The organism is Vibrio sp. E150_011 (genome assembly GCF_053544015.1).
The window spans coordinates 26,374-50,780 of the sequence record NZ_JBHFOL010000002.1 but is presented as its reverse complement, the minus strand read 5'-3'; the positions used below and the strand labels follow the sequence as shown (position 1 = coordinate 50,780).

The following is a 24,407-nucleotide window of genomic DNA, read 5'->3' as shown; positions in this document are numbered from 1 at the left end:
AACTTCCTGAAGAAGTCGTGTATTTGTATTTAACTGAATTGAGAGAACAAAATACACGCTTATGTGTATTTTGTTCCGCGAAAGATCTGCGTTATAGTGACGCTAACTTGTTTTTGAGTCTGTATAACCCTTCCACAAAGTAGTAATCTCCGTAGATCAGTGAACAATCGATACCGAGCCCTTTAGGATAGTTAAAGGTACCTCCGACCAAAACACCTTGCTTGCTATCATCGTTATAGGTTCCATAGTTTTGATAAAGACTATTTAGCATATCATTTGCTGCGACAAGATAACGCTCACGCAGATCTGCTGTTGGTGCTAAATCTGAAAGTAGTAAAAGCCCACTAGCGGCACAAGCCCCAGCTGAAGTATCTCGGGGGGTGTCAGTCTTAATAGGAGCTCTGAAATCCCAATATGGCACTGAATCTTCGGCCAAATTTTCGATAAAGAAGTCCGCGGTTTTCATTGCGGCTTCCAAATAGCGTTCTTCCTTTGTGTATTGATAACTCAATGCAAAACCGTGCACTGCCCAAGAAGCTCCGCGACTCCATGCGGAATCCTGATTGTAGCCTTGCCCGCCATGATACTGTTTGACCTCGCCCGAAAAGCAATCGAACTCGACCATATGTCTGACCGAGCCATCTTCACGAATAAATTCTTTCAATACCGTGTCGGCATGTGCCATAGCAATGAGCTTGAATCTGGGTGCATCCAACTGTTCAGCGGCCCAATATAAAATGGGTAAGTTCATCATGCTATCGATGATACTTAATCCTTTGGGGTCAGCATCATTCACATCGTTTTTATTCCATGCTGTTAGAAATCGACCATTGATATTAAAACGACTCGCTAGGTGACTCGCCGCTCTTAACGCACGTGTTTTGGATTTTTCATTTCCAAGCAGTTCGTAGTGCTTGATTGAGGTTAATTGCCACATAAACCCGACATCATGATGAATATCAACGAACTCATCTAATGGGCCATCCATGGTCAATTCACGTTCTATTGCGATGTCCTTAAATGGAGAGTAGTTTTCTTTTTCATATAATAGCCACAACAACCCAGGCCAAAATCCAACGACCCAGGCCCACGGTCTGTCCGTATCACTGTAAATACCATTAGATGTCATGGATGGAAAACAAGCTGACATCTCTTCGCTCGTTGACTTCACTTTCTCAAACGTATCAGTCCAAGCTTGCTCAACCCACAAAATATTCTTTTTCATTTGATACCTTTAATATAAAAATTATATGACCTTTAAACCCGAGTAAACCGCCCCTATCCCCGCGACAAGGCACAAGCTTAGAGAGAGGTTACGCACGAGTTTTTTAGAAAGTCGATGTAAGACACTTATTGCTAATTTATGACCCGCATAACCAGCAGGTACCAAAGGAAGTGCTAACAATAGATGTTTGATACTCATATAGCCAATTGGGATCTGAATGAGCAGAGATAAGGTAGAGCTCATTAAAAAGAATGCCGCTAGATTGGCACGGATTTGCTCTACTTTTTGATGTTGCAACAACAAAGCCATTGGTGGACCTCCAATGCCTGAACTCGTACCTAAAAAACCAGAAAAGAAGCCAGCAAGCATCAAACGCCTAGGAGTCACCTCCATTTTTATCGGAAGTAAGCTTGTACCGACAGCAATAAGGACAGTAGTCCCAAGCAACACCGATAGCTGACCAACATCGATGAAGTAAAGAATCGCCGCACCCACGCAAGTACCAGGAATTAGACCTAAAATGCCTTTCATGAGGCCATGTAAAGATATTTGTGTCCGATATTTATACGTATTAAGAAGCGCTATAAAAAAGCCAACGATAATGATAGGGCCTGGGATGTATTCTGGTGACAAATACAACAACAGAGGTGATGCCACAATGGCCATGCCAAACCCGGTGGCAGTTTGGATAAATGCACCGATAAATATCAGGGACATAGCGAGTAGTACTGTAATATCCATCAAACTTTATAACCCCGTATTCCGAATAGCATATCTCAAATCGCCAATAATTATCCTTTTATTGAAAGATGCAGTCAAATAAAACGAAACATCGTTTTACAATCGAAATTAACTACAAAAAAAACAACATACCTTAAGACATTAAGGCGTTGAATAATCAAAGTTTAATGGGATCAATACGATAACTTACATAACATGACGCGCACGGCGCTGGGTTTCAACGTGGTGAACTCAAAGAAGGTAATGCGAAAGATTACCCCAATGGGCACGCCCCCAAGGTGATGTAATTCGCATTGAGAACTATGTTCGTGCAGTTCGAGATCGCTCTTAATTTGGGTGAAAGGATAAAACTTTATTGAGGTGGTCTGTTCAATCTGAAATAACGAAATCAGATAGGGAACGAATAGCATCACCGTCCCTATCTTTTTCGGAACTCTAATCACTAAATCCAAAGCAGTGATTTAAGCAATATTTGACAAAGGCACCAACGGCAGTTCAACACGAAGCTTGGTCTGCGAATCAAAAAGAAAAGCATCGTTCAGGTTAAAACCGACATCAATCGTTTGCCCTTCCTTGAGTTGATATTTTCGGTCAATGCTCAATAAGAATTTCTGTCCTCCAGAAAGACAGTGAACAATTCTATTACTGCCTGTCGTTTCGACCAGATCTACGTTGGCCTTCCATTGGATCTCTTTGTGAGTGCTCTCTTCCAATATACTCATCTTATCGGGCCTAATACCTAGCAAGTAGTCGCCTCGCTCCTCTGCACTCGCTGATACTTCCCATGAGATATCTGGCCCAATTATGGTGGCGGTTTTGTGTGATATCGTTAATGGCAATATATTGGTCGGAGGGTTACCGATAAATGAAGCAACAAATACATTCGCTGGATTGTCGTAGATCTCTTCAGGGCTAGCAAACTGCTGAAGCACACCGTCTTTCATCACAGCAATTTTATCAGCTAGTGTTAATGCTTCTATCTGATCATGCGTGACATAAACCGTAGTGTTGCCAAGCTTACGGTGCAGCTGCTTAATTTGGGCACGCATTGAGTTTCGCAATTCAGCATCAAGGTTCGATAACGGCTCATCCATTAAGTAGATACCTGCGTCACGTGCAATGGCGCGTCCCATTGCAACCCGTTGACGTTGACCGCCAGACAAGAGTCCTGGCTTCTTATCTAAATGTTCAGATAGGCGTAATGATTTGGCGACCTCTTCAGCACGGCGATAACGAGTGGGCTTATCAACACCTCTCAATTCGAGGCTAAAAGCTATATTGTCCCGTACCGTTAGATGCGGATACAACGCATAATTTTGGAAGACAAATGCTAGATCGCGATCTTGCGGGGATACGTGATTCACTCGATTGTGGTTGATCAGAAGGTCACCACGAGTGATGTGCTCTAAACCTGCAATCATTCGTAATAAGGTAGATTTCCCACAGCCTGAGGGACCAACGATAACGATGAACTCACCGCTTTGGATCTCCAAGCTCACATCATGTATTACTTGGTTATCTTCAGAATAAGTCTTATCTATATTATTTAGCGTGATAGCCGTCATTATTGAGTCCTCAACATAAATTCGTCGCGCAGAGTTAATGCTAGATCTGGTCTATCGGTCGTGAAGGCATACACGCCGAATTCAAGTGCTTTATTAATATCAGCCTTTTTATGAGCTCCATAGCAACCATATTCTAGATTCTTCGCTTTAACTGCCTTTTGAGTTCGATGCATCAGCTGACTAACGTGAACCGATATTTCGTTCGCCTTTATTTCTTTCGCTATCTTCGCTACTTGTTCTGCCCCCAAAAGGCTTGGCATATTGCGAGCAACTAGCCAGATCGTAAATATCTCAGGGGCTTTTAGCGCAACGTCAGACAATACTTCGCAATTGAATGAAGAAATGATGCACTGTTCATTCATCCCTGTCTCTTCAAGAACACTTAATACTTGCTCAACGATATTTGGATAAGGAAGTTTGTCTTCATCCCCTTTGATTTCAAGTCGTAAGACTATATCGCTATTGCTATAGAGTTCGCACAGCTCTTTGAGAGTCATAATTCGTTCACCACCAGAATAGTTAACACTACCCTGTGAAAGCTCTTGCCAGGTTTTAGCATTCACTGGGCCTGTCATATCGGTAGTACGGTCTAAGGTGGCATCGTGATGAACGACTAAGATGCCATCTTTGGTTGGATGTACATCGAACTCTACAAGCTCAACAGGCAAATTTAAGGTGTTTTCAAATGCTCTACGGCTATTTTCGCCCCAAAGGAGAGTACCACCGCGGTGTGATGCTATTAGTGATTTAGTCATTGGATACTTCTTATTTCAGTGCGCCCATGGCGATGCCACGAACCAAATGTTTTTCGACAAGCTTAAAGCAGAGTAACGTTGGCAACATAGTGAGCGTTGCGCCTGCCATGACAAGTGGCCAGTTAACGATGCCATCATCAGCTGCGCCTGCATAAAGACGTGATAGCGCAATTTGCAAGGTACGTACTTCTTCACTGTCTGTTGAAATCAACGGCCAGATATAGGAATTCCACTCTCCAAGGAAAGTAAACAGAGCCATCGCGGCAATCGCTGGACGCGCCATTGGCACGATCACTTTCCAAAGAACCTGAAGATGCGTTGCTCCATCAATCCATGCTGCCTCATCCATCGCTTTTGGGATGTTTTTGAAATATTGGCGTAGAAAGAAGGTCACAAAGCCACTCGCGATAGACGGTAGAATTAACGTCCAATAGCTATCAAGTAATCCCACTTTTGCCATATTGAGATAGTTTGGAATGAGACTGATGTGACCCGGAACCATTAATGTTGCAACCACCAGCCAAAACAGAAATTCACGTCCTTTGAACTCTATCCGGCTAAACGCATAAGCCGCACACACTGAAACCGTTAGACTTAATACCGTAACAGCGATTGAAACCACCGCAGTATTAAAAAGATACAGAGGGAAATTCATCTCAGTAAAGGCATAAGCATAGTTCTCTAACGAGAAGCGAATATCACCCGTTGTATAAGCATCAAATGGGATTAGTGATAAGAAAATCCCATACCCTATAGGGAACAAAAATAACAACGCAAATGCTGTGAGAACAACAGACGACAACGACCAACGTATTTTCTTTGGTTCAACACTAATAGTACTAACGGCCTTCATAATGAACCTTTTTACCAATGAGCTTGGATTTAACCACTGCTAAAGCCAATAGAAGAACAAACAAGATGACAGCGAGTGCTGACCCCTGCCCAATATCAAACAGTTCGAAGCCTGTGCGATAAAGCAGATTTACGAGCATATCGGTCGCAAATGCTGGGCCACCGTTAGTCATCACATTAACAATGGTAAATATTTGGAACGACTCTACTACTGAGATGATCAGCAAGAAATAGGTCGTTGGCATTACCAAAGGAAAGGTCACCCTGCGGAATACATGTAATTTCTTGCCACCGTCCACTTGTGAGGCTTCATATAACTCTTTTGGAATAGCCTGCAATCCGGCAACGTAAATCACCATGTCATAGCCCAATTGCTTCCAAGTATTTACAATGATGATCACCCATAACGCTAACATTGGTGATTGGAGCCAAGTAACTTTATCTACGCCGAATGTCGCCAAAATGGAGTTAATAAGACCAAAGTCTGTCGCGAATATCCAACTCCATATTACCGAGATGGCAACTGTAGAGGTCACTGAGGGTAAAAAATAAGCTCCTCGAAGGAATCGTACCAATTTGGTTTCATTGACTAAAAAGTTAGCTAAGAGCAGAGCTAACGCAAGTCGTATAGGTACTGATACCACGACAAAAATCAATGTGATTATCAGTGAGTTTCTAAACTCTTCACCTTGTAAAAGGTAACGATAGTTATCTAAGCCTACAAAAGGCATATCGCTACTCAAGAAGTTCCACGTATGGAAGCTGTAAAAGAATGACGAGATAATCGGCCAATAGGTAAAAATGCCTATTAGAAGAATACACGGCAATACAAAAAAATAGGGGGCTAGTTTTTTCATCAATCTATTTTGAGTTAATGGAAGGCAGGTTACCCTGCCTTATAGATGCTATAGACGTGACTCTACGCGAGAGTGGAAAGCTTTCAGCGCTTCATCTGCACTTCGCATACCCAAAGCGATGGATTCCCATACCCCATTTTCTTGTGAGCGAATCCAAGCCATTGCAGGTGGACGAGCACGTCCTTGGGCAACAGGAAGTTGGTCCATTGCCGTTGCAAATTCTTTTTGTTCCTCAAGCAAAGCAATTGAAGAATCCAGATCAAGCGCTTTTTTATTCACTGGCATATACCCAGTATGCTGAAACCATTCTGCACTTTGATTTGCCGATGCTAGGTACTGCATGAACTGCCAAGAAGCTTTTTGTTTGTCCTCTCCAATATTGGCCAACATACCAACACCCGCACCACCAATAGGTACACGGCACTCAACCGTACAAGGCATAGGAAGAACGACTAAGTCATCCCCCAACGCTCGCTTATAGTCACCAAGGTTACCCGTACTGTCGAAATGTATCGCAACTCGGCCAGAACTAAAGTGCTGCTTCACCATTTTTTCATCAGTCACGCTCTCCGCAGAGGCAACATGATGCTTGTGGTAAAGATCTCCCATCCATTGGAAAGCATCGATGGTATTTTGGCTGTGAAGTCCTGATTCATTAGTCACTGGATCAACCCAATCACCACCATTTTGCATGACAAGTGCAAAGCGACTGAACTGTCCTGGCGCGTTTATTCCATAGATATTTTTATCGCCCAACTCTGCTTGAACTTGCTTAGCAACATCAAGAATCTGATCTAAATTTGCCATAGCCGGTACCTCTTCAATACCCGCTTTTTCAAGTAATGCTTTATTCACATACATTAGCGGCGTAGAGGAGTTAAACGGCATGACGTAATTGCCTTCTTTGTAACTACCAATTTCTTTCGCAAATGGTTGAAGCTGTTCTGTGAATTCAGCATTTTCTTCATAGTAATGATTAAGATTGGTCAGTACATTGGCTTCCGCGAATACACCATATTGGGTTACCTCTAATATCGCCATATCAGGATTACGACGTGCCGGAATTGAAGCTTGCAGCTTGGTTATAATATCCGCATATTTGCCGTTGTAAGTCGCACTGACTGCTACGCCTTCATGAGAAGCATTGAAATCGTTGATGATGCCTTGAAGGACAGCTTCATCATCTCCGGTTTGGTTATGCCATAACTCAACTTGAACAGGTTTTGCTATTGCACTGGCAGCGACTAGAGAAAGTGCCACAGTAGAAAGACGCAGTTTCATGTTTCATTCCATTTATTGAAAAACTGAGAGCATGCTAAGCAGACATGATGACACTTGGGTTACAGTTTTAATTGCATTAATTGAAGATCACTGTGCAATAATTGCAAAATGTATAAGCATTTGTTTTTAATGAAAAATAAACCAAACCCATGTTGCATGACATGCCATTTGGAAATCAAACGGTCATATTCTGCAACTACCCTGCAATAAACCAATGACCAAGAGCAGAACATGAATAGCACCAAACTCACCTACCAATCCAAATCAGCCGCCATTTTTGAGCAACTGTTGAGTAACGAAGCCAAGTGCTACACTAAAAAAGAGCAACGGGTTGTCGATTTTTATCTGAATGACCCAGAACATATCGACTTATCAGCTAATGCCGTTGCAGAAGCGATAGAGGCTCACCCATCAACTCTTGTACGTTTCGCTCAAAAACTTGGGTTTAAGGGGCATCCTGAGCTCAAACGTTACCTGCAGAAGAAAAACCAGAACCTTGAAGATGCCAGCGAGCGTCATCAGCATACTCAGAGTCAAATTGAAGGTGATGTATTGCAAGCAACCATCTCGCAAGAAATTGAACATCTGAAGTTGATGACGAGTACATTAACGCAAGCTCAACTCGATGAAGCTTGCCAGCTGATATTAAATGCAACGAAGGTATTTATTAACGGACAAGACAATGTCGAAGGGTTTTCTGAACACTTCTCAAGGCGACTGATGCGTTCAGGTTTTGATGCCAATACAGTTTCTCTAGATCATTCCAAATTCGCAGAACGCCTTGCGCAGTCATCTGAAGGCGACGTGCTTATTTTACTATTCAATAATACTTTGAGTAACCAAACCCAATGTCTTATCACTATTGCGCGGCATTTAAAACTTAAGATCATTGCTATCAGTGATCTAAGTTCAACAAAGTTACCGGAAAACATACACCTATTGAGAATCTATCGAGGAGAACACAAAGGAACGAAGTCAGTGAGCCCTTCTCTGGTGGTTACCAATGCGCTAATAAGAAACCTAACGGCTTTGGCCAAAGAGCAAACTATGCAAGGGTTGCAGAAATTTGAAGCAATCCGAGCCAGTGTTGATTCGCTTTGTCGATAACTCCCCTGTCATAGAAGTATCACATGTCTGAGAAGAGAACGTCGCTTACTGTTCATACACAACAAGTGACAATGCTTTACAAGCAAAAATCAATCTCTTCACTAATTCCGCAATGGTTAAGCAAGAATCGTAGTGATTCACGAGTTGCGTTTTGCATCGCGATGTTTAAGCCTCCTTCAAGCCCTACCGAAACCCAGAACTCTGCCATTTCACCTACTGGAGTATCAATAAATGCACCTGGTATTGCATCAGAGCCTTCTCTAAGAATTGTCAGCGTAAATGTTGCTCGAACAGAGGTTTCTAATGCGGTGAGTGTTACCTCACCACTATCTTGCGTAAAGTGACTATCACCCGTATAGAACGTAACGCCATCGACATTTACTCGGTAATAGACCACCGCTCTTTCCACTAGGTCTTTAACGTCCAGATTGCCACCAAAATACTGCGGAGCAAATGAATAGATAGGAATGCAGAAACTGAGATCTTGCTGGCACACCTCTGGACCGTTGTGAGCCATAGCAAGACCTAATCGCTAAAGCTTAACAATGATTGCGTCGACGAAAAACTATAACTAACGTCAAGTACTACATGAGTTTGAGAGCCACTATATGCATCGATACAAAAGGCTGAAATCAACACTAAGAAGGATGGGTTCGCACACATAAATTAACAAAAAATCAAGAATATTAGTCACATAAATGTAATTACCCCCTGATAAAGTCCATTTTTTTTATTCACCAAGGTTAAACATGTGCCATTATAAATTTCCTCTGACTCTTATCTGTATTGCCTTAGCAGGGTGTAATAGCAGTACTACTGATCAAACTGAATCTGAAGTCGATTATGAATACGGAACGAAGACGGCTTACTCTGTGCAGCAAGATTTACAAACTTACGAGATAGCACCTGATGGCTATCGAGCGGTTTACACACAGATGCTTGCTCGTCACGGCTCTCGTGTATTATCTAGTCGCAAATATGATGACTTGAGTATGCAGGTTTGGGAATTAGCTGAAGCTGATGGAGCGCTTACTGAGTTAGGAAAAACGCTAGGCCCTGAAATTCAACGTATGATGGCCGCAAATGAAAAGCTGGGATACGGTAATCTGTCCAGTCTCGGCATACAAGAGCATGACGATTTAGCGCAAAGACTCGCTGCCCGCCATTCGGATCTTTGGGACACCGCTGTATTAAATGATTTGAAGGTCGTATTTGAGGATTCAGGAAAAGATCGCGCTATTGACAGCGGTACCACTTTTTCTGATAGCTTCAAATCCGCATTACCTGAAGTCGCCCCGCTGGTGAACGAGTCTGTAACCAATAAACCGCATCTTTATTTCCATAAAGAAGACGCAAATGACTACTACCAAGACTACATCAATAACGACCCTGAGCTGTTAGGCAAAATCAATGAATTGATGGAGTTACCCCGCACTAAAGAAGTCGTTACCTCTGTTCTATCGCGTATCTACACCCCTGAATTTATCGATCGTCTAGCCGCTGGTGAATTTGAATTAGAAAACATCAATGAAGATGGCGAACCTGGTGGCACATTCGTCCGCAATGACGTCGATGCCGCTTTAATGCTATACAATCTTTTTATTATTACTTCTGGTATGAAGCATGAGGCTGGTGATACTCCTTGGAAGTTTAAAGACTTCATCACTCAAGCAGAATCATCTTGGTTAGCTTATGTAGATGACGGCAACACCTTCTACGAAAAAGGACCAAGCTTTGACGATACTGACATCACTTACCGTATGGCAAATATTCTTGTTGATGACTTTTTCGATGAGGTTGAAAATGTAGGTAACAACACAAACACCAATATCGCTAAACTTCGCTTTGCTCACGCAGAAGCTGTTATGCCTTTTGCGGCTGCACTTCAATTAGAGGGTAGTGAGCACGCGGTATCAAGTGATTCTCTTTATAGCCGCAGTGACAATGATTGGCGTGGTGCTTGGGTATCTCCTTTGACAGCCAATATCCAATGGGATGTATATAGCGATACTGCAAATACAGTCTTAGTGACGATGTTTTACAATGAAAAACAAATTAACTTCAAGTCAGATTGTGTGAGCTATGCCGATAGCAATTACTACTATGAAATTAATGAGCTGAAACGTTGTTTCGATAGATAGCGGTTTTCCTCCAAATTAACCCTGCGTATGAAAACGCATAGTGATTAAATAATGGAGAGATATTGAGTCAGCGATGAACTCACCAGTTTAAGTCTGGGCACTTTCGAGTTAGAAAGTGCCCTTAATCAAAAATGAACAAGTAAAACAATACCCATTCGTTATGTAAGCTGATGGATACTAATCTGTCACTTGCTTAATAATAGCGTTCTGAACATCTCTATTTTTGGCTAGCTACCGCTACTCTGCCATTGCTAAACGTGACAAAGTCACCTTTTTCATAAACTCCATTAGTTTGGTAACGACGGGGGCATCTTTAAATACCTTGAAAGTAATCAGACGTACTACCAAGCTGAACTAAATTACGCAAGGTACCATCAGTTTGAATGGATGCATATCGAACAGGTTCTTAACCAAGGAAATAGGGTAAACCTTAACTCTAACAGGCAAACCACATAAGCGCGCCTAGCTCGGAAAAAGAACGGGTTGTGGGCCGTGTGCGGTTCGTTCTCTGCGTTGATACAGACGAACCAGTCAGCAACACTGGCTCGTCCTTGAACCATGCAATGTTACCGACTAGTCAATGAAAACCGAGCCTTTCTCTTGATTGATTGAAACACGTTGCTTCACTCCATTTCTTACCAGTTTTAAGTTGATAACATCCGGTTGCCACTCGATATCAGCAATTCGAATCTCATCGTTTTGCGTCAAGTTATGTACCGTGGCAACGTTCAAAACTGCTTCTTGGCTGCGCAAAATCGTATAGGCTAAGTCACTGGTTGCCGGATTATCTGGCGCATACCCCAGTAACAGAGTTGCCGAACAATCCGTAATCACTTGTTGGTGAAACTCTGCCTGGCCCTCAATTGAATAACGTAGAACCATGGACTCCTGAAGCGGCATCTCATGGCAATTTGTCATTCTTGCTAAAGGTCCATCTAATGGGTTCTCGCAGCCTTGTGCTTGTGCCAAAGTGCTATGTTGACCTCTGATATGCCAAACTAAGTCCAGTTGTTGTTGATGTGGATTTTGGGCGGTATTAAATTCAATCGCCACATCCCCTAGCCATAGAATTTGACGGCGAAACACCACGTCTTTATATGCCGCTTCATCCCACTGAACAATGGTATGGCTGTCAACTTTCGGTAACTCGCCGCACCAATCTGTTTGTGTGTCTAACCATGTGTAAGCCTGATCTTTTACAAACTTATTAACTTGAGGGTTTGATGGCGGCTGGTTCTTCTGATTCACTGCCAAGGTATTATGTGTCACTGTATTTTTATAGTAACCATAATGCAGTTCGGCTCCATAACCAGTGGTTCCCAAATCAGGCAAAATTTCTTTACCATTGCGAGTAATAAGAATCCCCAATCGATCATAATGATCGTGTTCACCACCATAAGGAGCATGCTTCACCAAAAGCATATTGTCGTGCTCACGAGTATGCATAATAGTGATACCGGATTGTTCGGCATGAATAGACTGACACGTCAGCGGCTCAGCCACCGGTAATTCATCGACACCGTACAGCAACGCATCGATATTATTCCGAGGCTTATCTTGATATATGTTTTGCAACGCCGATGCAAATAAAGGGTCTCGGAACTCGCGATAACCGAACTCGAACAAATGGCTATGAGTCAACTTCTCTTGACCAGCAATACAATCGTTCAGACGGGGGAAGTCTCCCGTATTAATGAGCAGCTTGAGCGGGAACGCCAACATGGTATGGAAATTTGGTACCGATTGCAGTGAATGTTCAGACTTACATGCCATTTTTTCAAAGTTAAGAAGGGCTTGCAAAGCGTAATAATGGTAATGGATTGAACCTTCAAACCATAAACCCTCCCCCCTCACACCGTTCTCTAGCTGATACCTCAAGCCATAAGGCGTGTTCACCGCAAAGTCGATGAGCTTTCGGTCATCAAGTATCAAACCTATCACACCAATTGTCGCAGATATTTTCATTTCATGGTTATGCAATTGATCCGCTCGATGTTGCATCAGGAACTCCGCACCTTCGCGCAACAAACGCTGTTCAATAAATAGCTGCTCTTCCGCACTCAACTGATCTTTAATAAAATCATAGCCTCGAGCAAAGTCGATATTACAGTTCGCTTCACAGAGAGTTTGAGCGTTTGCTTTGCCCGGACCGTTGTATGGAATACCACCGTGTTCTTCGTAGTTGGGATAGTATTCTGCATAACCTAATAAGATCTCTCGAACTTTCTCGACATATTTATGCTCTTGAGTAATCTGCCAAAGTAACCCTAGGTCATTGCACGCTTTTGAATTAAGTCCGTTAAGCCAACGCCACCACGCACCATCATAAGGTTCGCCGGTAAGCACCTCGCCATCGACAGGACATATATGTTCGGTGGGCCGGTTTCTGTCCCAACTTAAGCGAACCCCGTGCGAAGGGCAAAAGTAATATAGATTCCATGTCGCGCGGGCATCCGGTGGAACTAACGTATCTGAAGTAAGCACGATTTGATTATCTTGAATAATCTGTTCGATGATGTCTTGATTGGCATTTTGACGAATTATCGACATTTCTTGAGAGGTAAACTGCAACATAATGGATACCTACGCTAAATCTTGAGATGAATGAAAATTGAAGTATTGTTTGGCATTTTGGTAACAGATGTTCTCGACGCTTTGCTTAAGCAAAGACTCATCATTAGGTAACTCTCCCTCATCGACCCACCGACCCAGTAAATTACATAGAATGCGACGAAAATAGTCATGACGAGAGAGCGACAAAACACTGCGAGAATCGGTGAGCATTCCGACAAAGCGCCCTAAAGCACCTAAATTAGCCAAGTCTTGAAGCTGTTTTTCCATGCCAGCCTTGTGGTCGTTAAACCACCATGCTGAACCAAGCTGTACTTTACCTGGATTCGCATCACTGTCTTGGAAAGCCCCTATAATGGAACCTAGCACAGGACTATCTTTAGGGTTAAGGCTATAGATGATGGTTTGCGGTAGTTGGCAGTCTTGATCCAACATACTCAACAAATGACCAAGGTTTTCTGCAATTGGGTTGTCACTGATAACACTAAAACCCATACCACCACCGAGCTCATCAAAGCGGCGCTTGTTCACATTAGTTAAAACACCAATATGAATTTGCATCGACCAACCATGCTTGTGATAAGCCTTACCAAGCACCTCAAATACGGCTGTTTTGAACTGCGAAATTTCCTCACGGCTAAGCGCTTCGCCGTCTTTTACCTTTGCTATCACTTGGTCAAGCACGTCAGGCTGATAATGCGAAAACTCCACAACTTTTAACCCCAAATCAGATAATCGACAGTTGCGCTGTGCAAAATAATCCACTCGAGAAGTAATGGCTTTAGCATAGCTAGCAAAATCGACCACATTGACATCCGTGAGGGCATTCAGTGAACTTAGCGTCTTTTGAAAGCGAGTTTGATTCTCGATTTCAATGAGGCCGTCGGCGCGGAATGTAGGCAAAACCTGTACCGTAAACTCCGAGCGGCTGAGTTTATCGTGATAGACCAAATCACTAAGTGGGTCATCAGTGGTGCACAAGGTGTCTACTCGACTCTTTTTGATAAGCGCTTGGAATCGATGAGACTCTTGCTTAAGCTTTTGATTACAATGCTGCCAGATCACCTCACAATTCTCTGGGTTGAGTAGTAAATCGAGAGCAAAGTATTTTTTGAGTTCCAAGTGACACCAATGATACAGCGGATTACCGATCAGATAAGGCATGGTGTCACACCACTTTTGGAACTTGTCGTAATCACTCGCATCACCCGTAATGTAATGCTCATCAACCCCGTTACTGCGTAATGCGCGCCACAAGTAGTGATCGCAACTCAACCAAGCTTGAGCGATATTGTCATATTGATGGTTGTCGTAGATCGCTTTGGCATCAAGGTGATTGTGATAGTCAATAATGGGAAGTCCAGCCGCATAGTCGTGATATAAACGCTTGGCAGTGTCTCCCTGCAATAGAAAATCTTGATGTATATATGCAGACATAATTCAAACTCTTGTATAAAACGGCGTTGATAACCTTTTGGGAAAACTTAGTAATAAACTGGTTTTCTACCCCCCTCATCGAGGTAAACCAATCTAAGCCAGAGAGACCGTGCTCTCTGGCTATACACTGACTACTTGTTGCCGGGTTACTTAGAAATAGACACTTCTAATTGAGGCGTTTTCCGAGCACTCATCAATAACAGTGAGCCAACAGTAACAATCACCGCGCCACAGAAGACAAAGGCCATACGCCCCCAAAATGGGTTCGGGATAAGTATCATAGCGGTGACCAGTGCACCAAAAACCAGAATTAACTTGCCCAACATGTCACGCTGTTGGCGATCCATTTCGTCTTGGCCTTCTTCTTCGATAACAGGAGTAGCGACATCACTCCAGAACTCTTGAAGCTCTGTGTTTCTTTTGCCAACAGGCTCTTTGTAGAACTTTGTTGTTAGGCAGAAGAAGCCGCCAGTTATCACTAAGTGCCCCATCACCCCAAGAAGAACTTTTAAGTCACTGGCTTCACGCCCAGTGAACGGAACTTCAAGGTTTAATAAATTAGCGACTACGTCTGCTGTGAGCACAAAGCTCACAATATAAGACACCATCATACCGACAGCTAATGTCGCCCAAGCCGCCCAGTCTGGTGTTTTCTTAATAAACATGCCAAAGAACAACGGCACTAGAATTGGCATTTGCAGCAGTGTACTTACGTACATCATCGCGTCGAAAAGGCTCAAACCTCGTAGAGAATTAATAAATAGCGCCACCATGATGACCAATATTCCGAAAACCATGGTCATAAATTGACTCACGCGCATCAGCTTTCTGTCATCCGCATTTTTGTCAATGATCGGTGCGTAGAAGTTACGCACAAACACACCAGAGTTTCGGTTTAAGCCTGAATCCATTGAAGACATTGTTGCCGCAAATACCGCTGACATAAGCAGCCCCACCATACCAACAGGCATTACGTTTTCGACAAACACAAGGTAGACCGCATCAGCGGCTTTACTACCAAGTTCTGCTGCGTGTACGGTTGCAGCTTCAGGATAGATAATGGCTGTTACCCAAGGTGGTAAGAACCAAATCGCCGGTCCAATCAGCATCAATACGAACGCCAGCAGTGCGGCTTTACGTGCGTTAACAGAATCTTTTGCCGTTAAGAATCGATAAGAGTCTTGCATGTTGTTGATGTTTTGCAGTTGCTTCACGAACATGAAGATAAACCAAGATACGAACAGCAATGGGTAATTCATATCAGAACCCATAATACTGTCGGTTGGGAATTGTTCGATAAGATTCGATGGCCCACCAATTTTGGCCAATGCAGCGACAGCACAAACCACCGTCACAGCCATTATTACCACCATTTGTACAAAGTCTGAGGCAACCACCCCCCATGCACCGCCTAGAACCGAAATAAAGAGAACAATCAAACCAGTGACAATAATTGTTGTTTCTATATCAACTTTAAACACGGCGCTGACGAATAGTGCGAGACCATTTAGCCATATACCGGTATAAACCACGCTTGTCGGCATGGTTGCCCATGTAAACACTTGCTCATTAGTTGCACCGAATCGACGACGAACACCTTCAATAGGTGTGACTACACGCATTTGTCGAAAGCGGTACGAAAAAAACAACCAAGAAAGTAAAAAGCCAAATGCGTTCGCCATGAAAATAACCATGATTGGGAACCCATCGGTAAAAGCTTTACCCGCAGCGCCAGTAAATGTCCAAGCACTAAACTGAGTCATGAACGCGGTAGAGCCAACCATCCACCATAGCATCTTGCCTCCACCACGAAAGTAGTCACTGGTAGAGTTGCCTGCAAAACGTTTAAAGATAACGCCAATCGCTATCATAAAGATAAAGTAGACACCAACAACGAGCATGTCGATATTCATTACGAACCCCTTTTCATTATTGCTTCGTTTAAATTTATTTATTTTTAAAATGCCATTTCATTATTGCATTAACGACGTTTTATAAAAGAGATCACTGTAAGTTTTGTGATCCAGGCGATACAAAAGTCATACAAATAAGAACGTATATAAATTATTGAGGAATAAGCTTTTGGGTGAAGAGATCAAGCGGCATAGAGTTGGCTTTCAAAAGGCATGGTTCTAAACGGTGATACTGCGAACTTTTCTGCTTATCAAAGAAAGCCCCCCAAGTACCAAGCATAAAAAAGCCAACCTCATTAGGCTGGCTCTATCACATCAAACGCGAGAATTAGTCCAGAAGTGAACGAACGTAATCAGCAATTTCTTGATTCTGGCAATTATCAAAGAAACACTGCTGGAAACGAGGGCTACCAACAGCAGTCTTCACTAACTCTTGATCGATCGCACTTAGTGAATCAATAAAATTATCCTTCACAACTGCAGCTTTCACTTCATTGAGAAGCACGGCGTTACGTTGTTGTGGCTCTGCTCGCTCCAGTGGATAACCTTGACCACGCTCTCCTGAGAACGCTTTTTCAAAAATGTAACGCACGTTTAGCTCACCAGCCCAGCCAAAACCTTTCGCAAAAGCGAGCGAGATAGCATTGCCGTTGTTGATTTGGTTGAACAAGAACGCATCCGACGGCTCTAAACAGTAACCACACGCCACACCTGGGTGCAAATTCAGTGACATCATAGCGCCTTGGCCTGTTCCACATCCTGTCACAACGAAGTCAACGGCTTTCGAGTTAATCAAAATACTCGCCATAATACCTAGGTGAATATAAGTTAAGTGATGATCATTCTCGTCTGTCATCCCTAGGTTGAAAACATCATGACCAAAACCACCAGCAACTGACTCTAGTTCAGCGGATACCATTGCATTTTTGCCGGCTTGACTGTTTTCCATCATTAACGCGATTTTCATTTACTTTCTCCCGCAGCATTACTGCAAATTTTAAAATTTAGTGCTTAAACGTTCGATCTCAAGATTCAAAGCTTAAACAAAGTCTTTACGCATTGGCGTAAAGTTATCAAGTAATACGCCAGGTTCTAGGCAAACACAGCCATGTTCGATACCCGGCTTTTTGTACATCGTATCGCCAGCGCACACCACTTTGGTCACGTCGCCAATAGTAAATTCAAAGGTTCCCGACAAAACATAGGTAATCTGCTCATGAGGATGGGTATGCAGCGCACCAACAGCGCCGCTTTCAAAATGAACTTCTACCGTCATCATATTTTCGCTATGAGCAAGCACCTTGCGAGAAACGCCAGCACCAAGATCTTCCATTTTTACGTCATCGTTATATACGAACATATCGTTGTTAATCCCATTTTTACGTCGTAATTTTGCATTTAGCTTTACCTTGGTACAGACGAAAAATAGTAAATAAATTCATCCCTATCACTGATATTTCCATCAATGAGCCACCAATTGAACCAATAATCAGGTTGTTGGTTAACCAACATGCGGCTCCCAATAAAAAGCCGACTCTAAGTGCAATACCATTCAATTTGAATATTGAGTACGTTCCAATAATCGAGCCAACCAGAGGCAAGAGTTGATGCCAATGCTGTGCTAAACCTACTCCGCTACCAACCGCGAGAGCAACAAACAATCCTGCCGCCCACCACGATTTGGTATACATTGCCGTGCAAGTTCTGAGCGCTGAAATCAACGCACCGATTGCCGATGTAATGGAACCTAATAGTAAAAAATGAATAAGATGATTTACATTCAACAACAGCATCACCACTTTGAGCTTTTTGTCCTCTTTCTGGTAAAAGGTCGAAATACCCAGAAGAAAACTAAATAGCCCTACAGCTTGTGCCACAGTATCGTTCACCATCTTAAAATACTAAATTCGTTAGCGAGCCAACCACCCACCATCGACAGCAATGGTATAACCATTAATATAATCTGATGCTGATGAAGCAAGGAACACACATGGGCCAGCAACATCTCTAGGGGTACCCCAACGTTCAGCAGGAATACGCTCAAGGATAGCCTGACTACGGTCAGCATCATCACGTAGCGCTTGAGTATTGTTGGTTGCCATATAACCAGGTGCAATCGCATTTACATTGATGTTGTCACTTGCCCATTCGTTCGCCATCGCACGAGTAATACCCATTACCGCACTCTTAGACGCCGTATATGAAGGGACACGGATACCACCTTGGAAAGAGAGCATCGATGCAATATTGATGATCTTACCGCCCGTACCTTGTGCTTTAAACTGCTTCGCTACAGACTGAGACATAAAGAAAACGGTCTTCGAATTGATGTTCATCACGTCATCCCAGTTTTGCTCAGAAAACTCAATCGCATCTTCTCGGCGTATAATGCCTGCATTGTTCACAAGGATATCTACGCGACCAAACTCAGTCAGTACTTTATCTATAATTCCTGGGATATCTTCTTGCTTTAGAAGATTGGCACGCACGTCCAAAAACGTATGACCTGCCGCTTTCATTTTTTCAACCGTCTCTGTTGGCTCAACATAATTAACGCCAACTACTTTGCACCCAGCTTCCGCCAGACCAATTGCCATACCTTGGCCAAGACCCGTATCACAGCCAGTCACTATCGCTACTTTTCCTTCCAGATTGAATGACTCTAACATCATGTTTGCTTCCTCAATTATGTTTGGTGGTGTGGCGTTTCTGTTGTGCTGGCCACTTGACTTAGTCATACAATAAAGCAAATACCTCCTTCTTACAATTATTTTTAAAACAACATTTCAAAAATAATTATTACCTGTTTCGAAAGTTTGAAGTTGATCGTTATCCCTTCTTGGTTTTTTGAAAAGGCTTTTTATAAATTACGAAAAATGGCGTCTTGTCTTGATACGAGATAGTTCGAAAGAGAAATGGAGACCTCCGGCCAAATGTGGTGTCGTCGGCATTGATGGTTATAGATATTCTTGAATTTTTTTAGAGAGGGAACAGAAAGAGATTGTCGTGTTTGATCTTTCGCAGCATCTAGTGATGTGGTGGGGAGTCAGTGAAGATACCAATAGCACTAAGCATGGAGTGATTACCGAAACAACTTTACAAATTAAAGTAAAAGTTACCCGTAGCTAAACCTATCCATGAGTCTAGAAACCGACTAATTGTTGCACGATAGCTAAAGCCTAGACTTATTAAATCGCTTCTGAAATTGTGTTGGTGTCGAACCCGTCAGATTTTTAAAGTATTTAACGAAATTACTCGCGTCCTCGAAACCAAAATCATACGCCATCTGCTGGGTGGTAGTATTACTGATCACCAGCCGTCTTTTCATCTCGATGGTGGTGTATGAATCAAGCATCTGTTTCACCGTCAACCCAGTTGCTAGCTTACAGACTTGGTTTAGAGTTTTATAAGTGGTATTTAGCTGATTGGCATACCAGTTAGCATCACGCACCCGATGGAAGTTACCTTGAATCAACTCAAAGAACCGGGCGAGGCGAATACTCTGCTCTTTTGAAAGCTTGTCGTGGATAAGTTCTGGCCTCAAACGATGCAAGGTCTGCGCAAGCGCCGAGAATAGATACATGACAATTAATGGGTCGCTATCCTTATGTTGCTGCTCAATAACCATCTCACTTATCAATCTGTTAATACGTTGATTGCTTTGTTCATCCAATTGCACCAAAGCGGAGTGCAATTGATTCAGGTGGGTCGGCGTGTAATTCGGCAAGCGCATGTTGGCATGTAAGGTATCTAAAAATGTTTGGGTAAATAGAAGCACCTTGCCTTTAGTGTCCGGTTGTAAGTCAAAGCTATGAACCTGCTCACGCTGGATGAACAACATCGATCCCGGCTTATATGGGTACTCTGCAAAATCGACCATGTGGATACCCTCTCCCTCCTCTATATAGATGAAGATAAAGAAGCTTACACGGTGGGGTTGCTGTGGATCATGCTTAAGGTTGTGCATGCCATAAAATGAAGACAGCTCAAGTAGCTCAATATCTTTCTGGTTTGCTTTTTGATGATTAAAACCAATACTTGGGATCAACACGTGCAGTACAACCGTTTGGGTTAAAGATTAAAGTTTAGTATATCAGTTATCTCCGTTCAGCTCGGCTGGTAAAGGTTCGATATCTACCATCTTTCTACCGACCTTCACCATGCTATTGAACATCATATAGATAAACTGGGCTTCCATTTACCGGAGGCTGTTATGAATACCTGGATCTCTCTCTTACCCCCGCTACTAGCTCTCTCGCTCGCCATTTCGACCCGAAAAGCTTATATCTCCATTTTCTCAGGCATTGTCGTTGGTTCCATAATTCTCGCTCCAACGCTCATCTCAGGCCTCGTTGGATCGCTGCGATCATTAACCCTAACGCTACAATCACCCAGTGCGATACAAAGCTTAGTGTTCATCTTAATGATTGGTGCGGTGATCAATCTTTTGCAACGCGCCGGGGCGATCAGTCAGGCGCTGCATGTCATCTCAACGAAGAAACAACTGATCCAGAACCGGGCTCACGCTCAGTTGGTGACCTTCTTTGCTGGGTTTCTAATGTGCCTTGAGGGTATTGGTTCAATGATGATGGTGGGGGTGGTTGGTCGCTCGCTCTTTAAACAGCACGATATCTCATCACAAAAGCTCGCGTTTATTGCCAATGGTACGGGTGCCCCTTTAGCGTGGTTACTGCCAATCAGCAGTGCAGGATTATTCTTGGCAAGCCTAGTTCAAGCGCAAATTGACCAAGGTGTTATCAATGGTACAGCTGTTGATTATGTCATGGATGCTATGCCTTATCAGCTCTATACCTTATTGATTCTATTCAGTGTCCCCGTTCTTTCAATCTTGCCCCATGACTTTAAAAAGCAAGAGGATAAACCCCATGTTATTCATACTAAAAGTAATGTTAAACAAAATAAGCTTCAATATTCATTATGGATATCAATGGCACCGCTTTATTTATTGATACTGACTATTATCGTTGTGACCACATTGACGGGGGATATTAGCCAAGCAATCTACCTAAGTGGTTATGTCGCGTTAATGGGCAGCGCCCTTATCTTTCGAACTAAAGGCATCACACTTAGAGATACGGTTTTATGGATATTCGAAGGGGCAACACGTATTTTTCCAGCGGTAATGCTCCTGACCTTAGCCTTTACTTTCAGTCATGTAATCGGCTCGCTAGGCACCGGAGATTACCTAGCACAGCTATTAAATGGCAATGTCGCAACACAACTACTGCCCGCGATTATCTTCCTTACCGGAATAACAATCAGTTTTGCAACGGGAAGCTCTGGTGCGACGGTCAGTATCCTGATCCCAATAGCGCTCCCAATGGCAGTACAAATGGGGTTATCTATTCCATTACTGATAGGTGCCGTGATCTCTGGTGCCGTATTTGGTGATCAAAGCTCCCCTATTTCAGATTCCGTGATTGTTGCGGCATCTGCTGCCGAGTGTAGCCCTGACAGCCACTTCAGAACGCAATTTCCTATCGTATCTAAGGTTGCCTTGATGTCGCTTGGGGGATATTTGGTGTTAGGGCTTCTTCATTCGCCTTGCTCCTAAGGCATTAATGTTCCGGAACAGGTTCAATATTCACCATTTTCACGACCATCTTCACCATGCAACGACGCATGATGAACTCTACAATTCAGTTATCAAATTACAACAACGTGAGATAAAACTATGTCAGCATTCAAAAAACAAACCATCGCGATTATTGGAGCAACAGGCCAGATTGGTACCCCATTAACACGTACCCTGCTTGAATTAGGCCATGATGTCATTGCCATTACCCGCAGCCTACAATCGGGGCTATCTGACAAACTGCAAGAATTCACAGACAAGGGAGCGCGCATTGTCGAGGTTGCTGACATGAAAGACAAGGCTCAAATGGCCAAAGCTATTAAAGGCGCAGATAGCTTGGTGTGCGCAGTACCTGGCGACCAAACTATTATCAACGAACTTGAGCCCATCTGGCTCGAAGCAGCATTGGAAGCCAATGTAAAGCGCTTCGTTCCTACCGAGTTTGGGGTCCACACCCGTGGCGTTGAGTATGGCGATGGGGTGCTTTTCGATTGCAAGAAAGACTTTCATGAGAAGCTATTTCAATCTGGTATCGGCTGGACCTTTATCTACACCGGCGGGATCTTTGATTACTTCCTTCCAAACCTCCGTTACTTTCGCACTATCACAACATTTGGCGATATGGCACTGCCTATTTATACTCATGAGATCACCGATATCGGCCACCTTGCCGCACTAGCTATTACCGATGAACGTACGATGAATCGCTGTGTGCAGATGGACTTCAATGTGCTGAGCCAGAACGAAATGCTGGGCTTGGTGAAAAAGTACCATCCTAATCATGAGTTTGAGTACGAACACTTCTCATCTGAGTTTATTACCGAGCAACGATTAACCGCAAGCAATGAAGTTACGGCCAAAAAAGGGGCAGAAACCGACCGTGAGCGTTGGGGCATTAACTATGTGATCTATGTGATTGGCAAACTGGCTTGCTTTACAGATGAGACGTTACGCTCCTCTGAGCTTTACCCCGATTTCAAAGTGAGCAAAACCCCTGAAGATGCACTCGCTGATCCTACTTTTATCTATGATAACGAATAAGCAACTCACTTAGCCCTGTCTATTTTTGATAGGGCTCAATAACAATTAGGCCCTATCAAAATAAAAATACTCAACTCAATATCGTAGATATGAGAGTCCTAACAAAGCTGATAAGTCCAAACCCGGTATTTCAAATTTCCTATTGGTTGAAACATTGACCTTGTTATTCGTGCAGGGTGATTCGATGTGGGGTTTATGACGCGTTTTTGTTAGATTTTCTCCTGACTCGCATAAGGTATGCCTGCAACTCAGTGTATTTTAGAACGTACATCCGCTCTGGGCAGGTACGCCTTTCATTCGAATTCAGCAAAAGAGCCACTTATATTTGCAAACCTTGTCTTTGATGGTGACTCACCAAATAATAACTTATAGCTGTGGCTAAATTGGCCTAAGTGGAAAAAACCAAAATCATAAGCTAACTCGGTAATCGTGCGGGTTTCTAATGGTTCTTGCAACATTCTGCGTATTTGATTGAGCCGTGTTCGATGAACAAACTGTTTGGGTGAACTATTGCAGCAGGCTTGAAATGTGTATTGTAACGTTCGTCGACTGACATGCACAGCATTACACAATTCACTGATAGTGACAGGGGTATGGTAACTTCGACTTTCCAGATAGCAAATGATGCGATTCATCACGATTTGTCGATGTGGTATCGAATTCGAACGGATTTCGTTTTCAAAGCTTGATGAAAGCAATTCCAGCAACACGTCCTTAATAATGGTGTCATGAGTTTTGCTTGACCAACGTAATTGCTGAGGATCAAGTAGGATAGCCAAGTAGTACTTGAGTTGTTGAGTTTGTTGCCTTGTTAACTTCGGTAAATAAAGTTCATCTTCAGTAATACCGTCAAGATTCAGTTGCTCTAGGAGAGTCTGGACAAATTCTTGTTTAAGCACAATGCCATAGATTGAAAATGATTCTGGTGTCATTAACTCAAAATCCAAGCCTCCTTTACGAAGCAAAATTTTGTCTGCATCTTGACGTGAATGGTTAATATGCAAGGATTTGTCGCCAGTACTTAACCCAAGCCATAACCCGCCACCTTCAACACGGCACTGCTGTCGTAAAGCTCGATTACTATCCTCTCGGAAAATATGAATGGTGGGTAATTTACGCTCGTTTATTTGCCCGACAAACCCACCATTACTCAACTGGTCATACTCTTGCTGCCAATTGACTAAGCTTGCGGCTTGTTGGTTTGCATCTTTTATATGCCTTATGCACAGTTCTGGTGCTAGTGGGACGACGTCTACATCCATGATAACTCTTTCCGATGTGTATTCTGTGAATCAATTTGGGGCAAAAATATCGTAACAAACTGT

General features: G+C 43.1%; 21 protein-coding genes. 4 read left to right on the top strand and 17 right to left on the bottom strand.

Annotated elements, in window-relative coordinates; translation table 11 throughout:
• Positions 1-91 precede the first annotated feature (91 nt).
• The 7 genes from ACE1OE_RS03420 to ACE1OE_RS03390 all read right to left on the bottom strand — a co-directional run bounded on the left by ACE1OE_RS03420 (position 92) and on the right by ACE1OE_RS03390 (position 7,276).
• Complete coding sequence (locus ACE1OE_RS03420) at positions 92-1,225, bottom strand: hypothetical protein (RefSeq protein ID WP_449210142.1); 1,134 nt, start codon at positions 1,223-1,225, stop codon at positions 92-94.
• 21 nt (positions 1,226-1,246) lie between these two features.
• Positions 1,247-1,966, bottom strand: a complete 720-nt coding sequence (locus ACE1OE_RS03415; protein WP_372062185.1) for a sulfite exporter TauE/SafE family protein — start codon at positions 1,964-1,966, stop codon at positions 1,247-1,249.
• A 461-nt stretch (positions 1,967-2,427) separates the two neighbouring features.
• Positions 2,428-3,531, bottom strand: a complete 1,104-nt coding sequence (locus ACE1OE_RS03410) for an ABC transporter ATP-binding protein (RefSeq protein WP_449210141.1) — start codon at positions 3,529-3,531, stop codon at positions 2,428-2,430.
• Positions 3,531-4,286: a glycerophosphodiester phosphodiesterase family protein gene (locus ACE1OE_RS03405; RefSeq protein WP_449210140.1), complete on the bottom strand. Its 756-nt coding sequence runs from the start codon at positions 4,284-4,286 to the stop codon at positions 3,531-3,533. The genes ACE1OE_RS03410 and ACE1OE_RS03405 overlap by 1 nt, the downstream gene beginning before the upstream one ends.
• A 10-nt stretch (positions 4,287-4,296) precedes the next feature.
• Complete coding sequence (locus ACE1OE_RS03400) at positions 4,297-5,139, bottom strand: carbohydrate ABC transporter permease (protein ID WP_102471851.1); 843 nt, start codon at positions 5,137-5,139, stop codon at positions 4,297-4,299.
• Entirely contained in the window at positions 5,126-5,995 is an 870-nt protein-coding gene (locus ACE1OE_RS03395; RefSeq protein ID WP_198593114.1) for a carbohydrate ABC transporter permease, read from the bottom strand. The genes ACE1OE_RS03400 and ACE1OE_RS03395 overlap by 14 nt, the downstream gene beginning before the upstream one ends.
• Before the next feature lie 48 nt (positions 5,996-6,043).
• The gene (locus tag ACE1OE_RS03390) at positions 6,044-7,276 is read right to left on the bottom strand and encodes an ABC transporter substrate-binding protein (protein WP_449210139.1); all 1,233 of its coding nucleotides are present in this window, start codon (positions 7,274-7,276) and stop codon (positions 6,044-6,046) included.
• A gap of 231 nt (positions 7,277-7,507) precedes the next feature.
• Between ACE1OE_RS03390 and ACE1OE_RS03385 the strand changes: the two genes are divergently transcribed.
• Complete coding sequence (locus ACE1OE_RS03385) at positions 7,508-8,383, top strand: MurR/RpiR family transcriptional regulator (protein ID WP_449210138.1); 876 nt, start codon at positions 7,508-7,510, stop codon at positions 8,381-8,383.
• A 76-nt stretch (positions 8,384-8,459) separates the two neighbouring features.
• Here the strand turns inward: ACE1OE_RS03385 and ACE1OE_RS03380 are convergent, their stop codons facing one another.
• Complete coding sequence (locus tag ACE1OE_RS03380) at positions 8,460-8,900, bottom strand: acetamidase/formamidase family protein (RefSeq protein ID WP_449210137.1); 441 nt, start codon at positions 8,898-8,900, stop codon at positions 8,460-8,462.
• 232 nt (positions 8,901-9,132) lie between these two features.
• Between ACE1OE_RS03380 and ACE1OE_RS03375 the strand changes: the two genes are divergently transcribed.
• Positions 9,133-10,524, top strand: a complete 1,392-nt coding sequence (locus ACE1OE_RS03375) for a histidine-type phosphatase (protein WP_449210136.1) — start codon at positions 9,133-9,135, stop codon at positions 10,522-10,524.
• Between the two features lie 573 nt (positions 10,525-11,097).
• Here the strand turns inward: ACE1OE_RS03375 and ACE1OE_RS03370 are convergent.
• The 8 genes from ACE1OE_RS03370 to ACE1OE_RS03335 form a co-directional block, all read right to left on the bottom strand.
• On the bottom strand, positions 11,098-13,098 hold the full coding sequence (locus ACE1OE_RS03370) for a heparinase II/III domain-containing protein (protein WP_449210135.1): 2,001 nt from the start codon (positions 13,096-13,098) through the stop codon (positions 11,098-11,100).
• Positions 13,099-13,107: 9 nt separating this feature from the next.
• Positions 13,108-14,532, bottom strand: coding sequence for a glucuronate isomerase (gene uxaC / locus ACE1OE_RS03365; protein WP_449210134.1), 1,425 nt, complete (start codon positions 14,530-14,532; stop codon positions 13,108-13,110).
• A gap of 146 nt (positions 14,533-14,678) precedes the next feature.
• Complete coding sequence (locus ACE1OE_RS03360; RefSeq protein WP_449210133.1) at positions 14,679-16,445, bottom strand: sodium:solute symporter family protein; 1,767 nt, start codon at positions 16,443-16,445, stop codon at positions 14,679-14,681.
• 328 nt (positions 16,446-16,773) lie between these two features.
• Positions 16,774-17,412, bottom strand: a complete 639-nt coding sequence (locus ACE1OE_RS03355; protein ID WP_102471859.1) for an RpiB/LacA/LacB family sugar-phosphate isomerase — start codon at positions 17,410-17,412, stop codon at positions 16,774-16,776.
• Between the two features lie 72 nt (positions 17,413-17,484).
• Entirely contained in the window at positions 17,485-17,805 is a 321-nt protein-coding gene (locus tag ACE1OE_RS03350; protein WP_449210132.1) for a cupin domain-containing protein, read from the bottom strand.
• Between the two features lie 19 nt (positions 17,806-17,824).
• Complete coding sequence (locus ACE1OE_RS03345) at positions 17,825-18,337, bottom strand: YgjV family protein (RefSeq protein WP_372062180.1); 513 nt, start codon at positions 18,335-18,337, stop codon at positions 17,825-17,827.
• An 18-nt stretch (positions 18,338-18,355) separates the two neighbouring features.
• Positions 18,356-19,117 (bottom strand): 2-dehydro-3-deoxy-D-gluconate 5-dehydrogenase KduD, encoded by a 762-nt coding sequence (kduD, locus tag ACE1OE_RS03340; RefSeq protein ID WP_102471928.1) that lies wholly within the window; start codon positions 19,115-19,117, stop codon positions 18,356-18,358.
• Positions 19,118-19,617: 500 nt separating this feature from the next.
• Positions 19,618-20,502: a helix-turn-helix domain-containing protein gene (locus tag ACE1OE_RS03335; protein WP_449210476.1), complete on the bottom strand. Its 885-nt coding sequence runs from the start codon at positions 20,500-20,502 to the stop codon at positions 19,618-19,620.
• Between the two features lie 156 nt (positions 20,503-20,658).
• Between ACE1OE_RS03335 and ACE1OE_RS03330 the strand changes: the two genes are divergently transcribed.
• Positions 20,659-22,020 (top strand): Na+/H+ antiporter NhaC family protein, encoded by a 1,362-nt coding sequence (locus ACE1OE_RS03330; RefSeq protein WP_449210131.1) that lies wholly within the window; start codon positions 20,659-20,661, stop codon positions 22,018-22,020.
• A 120-nt stretch (positions 22,021-22,140) separates the two neighbouring features.
• A complete protein-coding gene (locus ACE1OE_RS03325; RefSeq protein ID WP_449210130.1) occupies positions 22,141-23,082 on the top strand; it encodes an aromatic alcohol reductase in 942 nt (313 codons plus the stop codon).
• Between the two features lie 293 nt (positions 23,083-23,375).
• On the opposite strand, the gene ACE1OE_RS03320 is transcribed toward ACE1OE_RS03325, so the two are convergent.
• Complete coding sequence (locus ACE1OE_RS03320; RefSeq protein ID WP_449210129.1) at positions 23,376-24,344, bottom strand: helix-turn-helix domain-containing protein; 969 nt, start codon at positions 24,342-24,344, stop codon at positions 23,376-23,378.
• Between the last annotated feature and the right edge of the window lie 63 nt (positions 24,345-24,407).